Source organism: Streptomyces sp. NPDC039609 (assembly GCF_055596705.1).
The window spans coordinates 637,745-643,838 of record NZ_JBVIUJ010000001.1 but is presented as its reverse complement, the minus strand read 5'-3'; the positions used below and the strand labels follow the sequence as shown (position 1 = coordinate 643,838).

At 73.0% G+C, this 6,094-nt stretch carries 5 protein-coding genes and 1 pseudogene; 4 read left to right on the top strand and 2 right to left on the bottom strand.

The window, feature by feature from the left end; genetic code table 11:
- Positions 1-205: pseudogene (locus ACZ561_RS02870) on the top strand (hypothetical protein); the annotation flags it as partial.
- The gene (locus tag ACZ561_RS02865) at positions 202-1,197 is read left to right on the top strand and encodes a serine/threonine-protein kinase (RefSeq protein WP_470988825.1); all 996 of its coding nucleotides are present in this window, start codon (positions 202-204) and stop codon (positions 1,195-1,197) included. The pseudogene ACZ561_RS02870 and the gene ACZ561_RS02865, both read left to right, overlap by 4 nt.
- Positions 1,198-1,315: 118 nt before the next feature.
- Here ACZ561_RS02865 and ACZ561_RS02860 read toward each other — a convergent pair whose 3' ends face one another.
- On the bottom strand, positions 1,316-2,641 hold the full coding sequence (locus ACZ561_RS02860; RefSeq protein ID WP_470988824.1) for a streptophobe family protein: 1,326 nt from the start codon (positions 2,639-2,641) through the stop codon (positions 1,316-1,318).
- 94 nt (positions 2,642-2,735) lie between these two features.
- On the opposite strand from ACZ561_RS02860, the gene ACZ561_RS02855 reads away from it, so the two are divergent.
- Positions 2,736-4,133 (top strand): DUF6777 domain-containing protein, encoded by a 1,398-nt coding sequence (locus ACZ561_RS02855; RefSeq protein ID WP_470988822.1) that lies wholly within the window; start codon positions 2,736-2,738, stop codon positions 4,131-4,133.
- Positions 4,134-4,289: 156 nt separating this feature from the next.
- Here ACZ561_RS02855 and ACZ561_RS02850 read toward each other — a convergent pair whose 3' ends face one another.
- Positions 4,290-4,466, bottom strand: coding sequence for a hypothetical protein (locus ACZ561_RS02850; protein WP_470988820.1), 177 nt, complete (start codon positions 4,464-4,466; stop codon positions 4,290-4,292).
- A gap of 115 nt (positions 4,467-4,581) precedes the next feature.
- On the opposite strand from ACZ561_RS02850, the gene yczR reads away from it, so the two are divergent.
- Positions 4,582-6,051, top strand: a complete 1,470-nt coding sequence (gene yczR, locus ACZ561_RS02845; protein WP_470988817.1) for a MocR-like transcription factor YczR — start codon at positions 4,582-4,584, stop codon at positions 6,049-6,051.
- Positions 6,052-6,094: the final 43 nt, after the last annotated feature.

Here is a 6,094-nt window from a genome sequence, read left to right as displayed (position 1 = left end):
GGACGGCCCGCCGCCCACCCGGGTCGTGGACGCGTCGAACCTGTCGGGTGAAGAAGACCACCGGAAACCGCCGGACGGCCCGCCGCCCACCCGGGTCGTGGACGCGTCGAACCTGTCGGGTGAAGAAGACCACCGGAAGCCGCCGGACGGTCCGCCGCCCACCCGGGTCGTGGACGCGTCGAACCTGTCGGGTGAGGACCGATGACCGACGCGTCCCGGGACATGGATCTCCCCGTCGGCCGGGATTCCGGGCTCGTCGGCAAGCACATCGCGAGCTACGTGGTGGATGCCGAGATCGGGCGCGGCGGGATGGCGGTCGTCTACCGGGCGCGCGATCTGCGCCTCGACCGGATGGTGGCCCTGAAGCTCCTCGCCCCCGAACTGGCCCGCAACGACACCTTCCGCAAGCGGTTCGCGCACGAGTCGCGGGTGGCTGCGGCGATCGACCATCCGCACATCGTGCCGGTCTTCGAGGCGGGCGAGACGGAGGGCGTGCTGTACATCGCGATGCGGTACGTCGCCGGGCAGGACCTGCGGGCGCTCCTGGACCGTGAGGGCGCGCTGCCGCCGGAGAAGGCGGGGCGGATCGCCGTCCAGGTGGCGTCCGCGCTGGACGCGGCGCACGCGCACGACCTGGTGCACAGGGATGTGAAGCCGGGCAACATCCTGGTCGCCGAAGGGACCGATCGCGACCATCCGGAGCATGTGTACCTCACGGACTTCGGGCTCACGAAGAAGTCGTTGTCGCTGACCGGTCTGACGACGGTGGGGCAGTTCGTGGGCACCCTCGACTACGTGGCGCCGGAGCAGATCTCGGGGAAGCCGGTGGACGGCCGGTGCGACGTGTACAGCCTGGCCTGCGTGGTCTACGAGACGCTCACCGGGGCACCGCCGTTCCGCCGCGACGACGACATGGCGCTGCTCTGGGCGCATCAGTACGATCCGCCGCCACCGCTCTCCTCGGTGCGGCCGGAGCTACCGGAGGCCGGGGACGAGGTGCTCGCGAAGGCGTTGGCCAAGGCGCCGGAGGAACGGTACGGGACGTGTCTGGAGTTCGTCGGCGCGCTGCGGGCCGCGCTGGAGCGGGGCGGCAAGGGTCCGGGCGAGCGGGGTGGAACACGCCGCCACCCGGAGCCGCCGACCCCGCCGCCCCCGCCGCCGACATGGGCCCGGCCGGTGTTCCGAGATGCGTCCTGACCAGCAGCCGGTGTTCCGAGATGCGTCCTGACCAGCAGCCGGTGTTCCGAGATGCGTCCTGACCAGCAGGTGTCGCATGTGCGTGAGCAGCAGGTGTTCGACCGTGTGTGCGTGAGCGTCAGCGGGTACGCGTGTCCTTCCGGCCCTCGTCCACTTCGCCGCGGCGGTGGACCGGTTTGGCGAGCAGTCCGCCGAGGAAGCCCGCGACGAGCCCCCAGAGGACGGCGAGGCCGGCCATCTTCCAGACGGCGGGCCGCAGCACCACCTGGCCGCCCAGTGATTCGAGTTCGCCGATCCCGAGGATGGAGAGTCCGAATCGCGCCTCGACGAGCGTGACGGGGGTGATGACCAGCATGGTCAGGCCGAAGGCGATCCCCATGCGGAGGGCGTGCTGCCACAGGCGTGTACGGGCCGACGAGCGGACGGCCGCGAGGAAGGCCACGGCCAGCACCAGGACGGCGGCGACGGGGAGCAGCCACCAGGCCCGGGAGTCGTACGAGGTGAGCGAGGACAGGTCCACGGTGGAGAGGCCGGCGGTGTCGGTGCGCAGCACGGCGTCGAGGATCGGGGGCATGGGCAACCCGAACGGCCCCTCGACCGTGCCCTCCCAGGAGCCCCCGATGCCGACGCCGAGGGCGAGCCAGCTGACGTTGGGCAGGCCGAGCAGGATCACGGCCCAGGTCTCGGCGGCGTGGCCCCTGGTGGTCGCCACGACAATGCCGATGACCAGACCGACGACGACGTACGCGAGCACCAGCAGCAACATGGCGTGCGCGGCCGGGCGTACGGCCTCCTGATGGCGGACGAGCCGCGGTGGCAGCGGGGTGCTGCGGGAGACCAGCAGCGCCATCAGCAGGACGCCGAGGATCCACAGGAGACCGAAGCCGAGGGTGGCACCGAGGTCGGTGCGGAAGCCGACGGTGGGATCGGCCGCGTCGAGGAGTTCACCGAAGAGGTCGGACACCGTGTCCTCGGTCTCGCCGCCGCCGATCGAGACGGGGAAGTCGTGCTGGGCGACGGCGGAGAGACAGGCCAGGGCGACCAGCCACAGCACGACGGTGCGGGCGGCCCGCGCGAGGAGGTCACGGGTCCTGGCGACGGCGTGGTGGCGGAGCGGGAGCAGGAAGCAGAAACCGGTGACCAATGCGCCCACGAGGGTGACGGTGAGCGGCATGGCGGTGAGTTCGGCGTTCGTACCGGCGAGCGCGCCGGCGTCGCCGGAAAGGTCGATCTGACCGCCCGCGGCCATGACGACGACCGCGGCGACGACGTTGACGAAGCCTCCCGGCAGGTCGGCGGCGCCTGCTGCCCAGAGGCCGAGCGCGGCGACGACGGCCATCGCGAGAAAACCGGCGAGGACGGCGGCCAGGGCTTCGCCCCAGTGGAGGGCGAGTTGCCGGGCGCCGGGCGCCGGTCGGGACGAGGTGGGCTGCTGACGGCTCACGCTGTCCACGCTAGTACCGGCGGGTGCCGTCCGCTTGCGGGCGGGACTGGTTCCGCGCACACAATGGGCGCGGAACGGAAGAAAGGGAAAAAACGTGACTTCCCACCCGCCGTCCGGCCGCCCCTCGGTTCCTCCCTCAGGTCCGCCTTCGGGTCCCCTCTCGGGCCCGAGCAGCAGCCCAGGGGCCGCCGGTCCACCACCGCCCCCCGATCGGCCGCATGACGGCTCGGGGGGCGGCTCGGGCGGTTCCGGTGGCCCGGGCGGCGACGGAGGCGGCGGAGGGGGTACGAGCGGCGGTGCGGGCGGTGGTTCGGGCGGCCCCTGGTGGCGTTCCGTCCCCAAGGTCGCCTCGATCACCGCCATCCTGGTGGCCGCCATCGCCCTGGTCGTCGTCCTCACCCGCCCCGACGGCAACGGCGGCGACAGCGGTGCGGGCGGCGGCGAGGTGTTCCTGCAGAGCGCCTCCGCGACGGGCCCCGACCCGTTCACCAAGTCCACGGCCCGCACCCCCACCGCCTCACCGACGGCCGCGCCGCTGCCCAGCGCGACACAAACGGCGGATGCCAACGCCGTGCGCACCTACAGCGGTTCCGCTCCAGGCCTCTACGGGGGCACGCGCAACGTGGCGAGCTGTGACGTCGAGCAGCAGGTCCGTTATCTGACCGACGAGCCGGCCAAGAACGCGGCCTTCGCCTCGGTCCAGAAGATCTCCGCCAACGAAGTACCCCGCTATCTCCGCTCCCTGACCCCGCTTCAGCTACGGGTCGACACCCGCGTGACCAACCACGGCTACCGGGGCGGCGCCGCCACCCCGTACCAGGCGGTGCTCCAGGCCGGCACAGCGGTGCTGGTCGACGACCGAGGCGTGCCCCGCGTGCGCTGCGCCTGCGGCAATCCGCTGACGACTCCGGTCCCCCAGAAGGCACCGAAGACGACCGGTACCGCCTGGCCGGGCTATCAGCCGTCCCAGGTGGTCGTCGTGGCGCCCTCGGTGCAGGTGGTGAACGTCTTCGTCGTCTACGACCCCGAGGACGACGGCTATTTCGCCCGCAAGCCCGGCGACCACAAGGGGAAGCAGGACAAGCCGACCACACGGCCGACGGCTCCCCCGTCACCGACCGTCACCGACTCGGGCACCGGCTCCCCTTCGACGTCCGAATCCACCCCGGCGACCTGTGTGACGCCGAGGGGTGGCGAGACCGGGAAGCCGTGCCCCTCGGACACCCCCACCACGACCGCACCGGCCACGGAGGGGCCCGTCACGCCGCCGGAGTCGGATCCGGCGACGGACGGGACGACCACGGACGAGACAACGACCACGGAGGAGACCACGAACGGCCCGACCGACGGCACGACCGACGGGACGACCGGGTCGGCCTCGGCGGAGAACCCCGAGACCTCCGTCAGCAGCCCGGTCGCCCCCGGGTCGGGGACCGGCCTGTCCTCCGCACCGGCCCCGAAACCCGGGCGGGAGGCTCATCCGATCGCGTGACCGGCCGTTCCCGGCGGCCAAGGCCGGGCCCGCCGAGGCGTGACCGGCCGCACCGACCGTGACCCAGACCCCGTACCGGCGCCGTCCGGTACGGGGTCTTCGGCGCTGCGCCGCAGCGCCCGCGCCTCTCCGTGCCGCAGTAGGGGCCCCGGACGGTCACGACGGCTCGCAGGCGTGGAGCCGGGTCGCGGCACGCCGTCCGGTCTCCGGGCGGCGGGTCATCGCCGTCCCGAGCCCGCGGATCCAGGCGCCGATCGGCAGGGGCTCCGCCACCCGCTCCTCGGCCCGCCGCTGCCACATCCTCTCGTCACGGTCGGTGAGGTGTCCGGACATCGCTCGTCTCCTCTCGGTTCCCTTCCGCCCCGTTCGGGACGCGGCGACCAGGCCACTGAGCAGGAGTCTGTAGGCTTATTGGTCTGGACAGCAGAGCCAATGAGGAGTGATTGGCATGGCAGAGGCTCGAGTGGTCCGCACTGCGGACCGCACACTGACGGGCCGCCAGCTGGCGGCGCTGCTCACCCGGCCGCCGGAGGGCAGGTTCGGCTACCGGGAGCTGGCCCGCGCCATCCGGGAGACGCTTCTCGACGGACGGGTCGCGCTGCGGATGCGGCTGCCCGCCGAGCGGGAGCTGGCCACGGCACTGACGGTGAGCCGTACGACCGTCACCGGCGCCTACGACCTGCTGCGGGAGAGCGGGTACGCGCACAGCCGCCGGGGCGCGGGCACCTGGACGGCGCTCCCGGACAGTCAGGCGCCGATCAGCCTGACCACGCTCCACGGCCACTCCGACGCCGCGATCGACCTCGCGCTCGCCGCACCGGAGGCCCCGGTCGACGAACTCGCCGAAGCGCTCGCCGTGGCCTCGGCCGAGCTGCCGCGCTACGCGCGCGCCCAGGGGTACCACCCCTTCGGGCTACCGGAGCTGCGCGCTGCCATCGCCGACCGCTACACGCGGCGCGGGCTGCCCACCCGCCCGGAGCAGATCCTCGTCACGACCGGGGCCCAGCAGGCGGTGTCCCTCGCCCTGGCGCTGCTCGGCGGCCCCGGCGACCGGGCGCTCGCCGAGAACCCTTCGTACACCAACGCCCTGGACGCCATGCGCGGCCGGCGGCTGCGCATCACTCCCGTGCCGGTCACGGAGTCCGGCTGGGACAGCGGGCTGATCGAGGCGGCGCTGCGCCAGACGGCACCCCGACTCGCCTATCTCATCCCCGACTTCCACAATCCGACCGGACATCTGATGCCCGAGGCGCAGCGTCGTGAGGTGGCGCGTTCGGCACACGGCACCGGCACCTGGCTCGTCGTCGACGAGACGCTCGCCGACATCGCCCTGGATGTGCCGGCTCCGCGGCCCTTCGCGGCGGTCGCGGGGCCCGGACACGGCGAGCAGATCATCAGCGTCGGTTCGCTCAGCAAGGGCTGCTGGGGCGGGCTGCGGGTAGGCTGGGCCCGGGCGTCGGCGCGGGTGGTCACCGAGCTGGCGCGGGTCCGCATCACCGCCGATCTGGCGGGTTCGGTCCTCGACCAGCTGGTCGCCGCCGAGCTGATCGACCGTCTGGACACCATCCTGCCGCGCCGCGCGGAGGAGCTGCGCAGGCGCCGCGAGGCGCTGACGACGGCGCTGGCGCGCCATGTCCCGGAGTGGCACTGGACCCCGCCGACCGGCGGGCTGTGCCTCTGGATCGACCTGGGCCGTCCGATCGCTTCCTCGCTGTCCGCACGAGCCCTACGGCATGGGGTACGGGTGGAGGGCGGATCCCGGTTCGGGGTGGACCCGGGCACGCACGAGCACAGGCTGCGCATCCCCTTCGCGCTCCCTGTCGACGTCTACGACACGGCGGCCGAGCGGCTTGCGGCGGCCTTGTCGGGCGCCCCGGCGCGGATCTCGGACCCGGACCTGCCGGACTGGGTGGCCTGAGGGGATCTGACGGGACCCGGAAAGGGTCGGGAGGCGGCCTGCG

Bases quoted from the DNA above. Each gene is read 5' to 3' on its own strand.
- yczR (WP_470988817.1), top strand. From the start codon at position 4,582: ATGGCAGAGGCTCGAGTGGTCCGCACTGCGGACCGCACACTGACGGGC.
- ACZ561_RS02850 (WP_470988820.1), bottom strand. From the start codon at position 4,466: ATGTCCGGACACCTCACCGACCGTGACGAGAGGATGTGGCAGCGGCGG.
- ACZ561_RS02865 (WP_470988825.1), top strand. From the start codon at position 202: ATGACCGACGCGTCCCGGGACATGGATCTCCCCGTCGGCCGGGATTCC.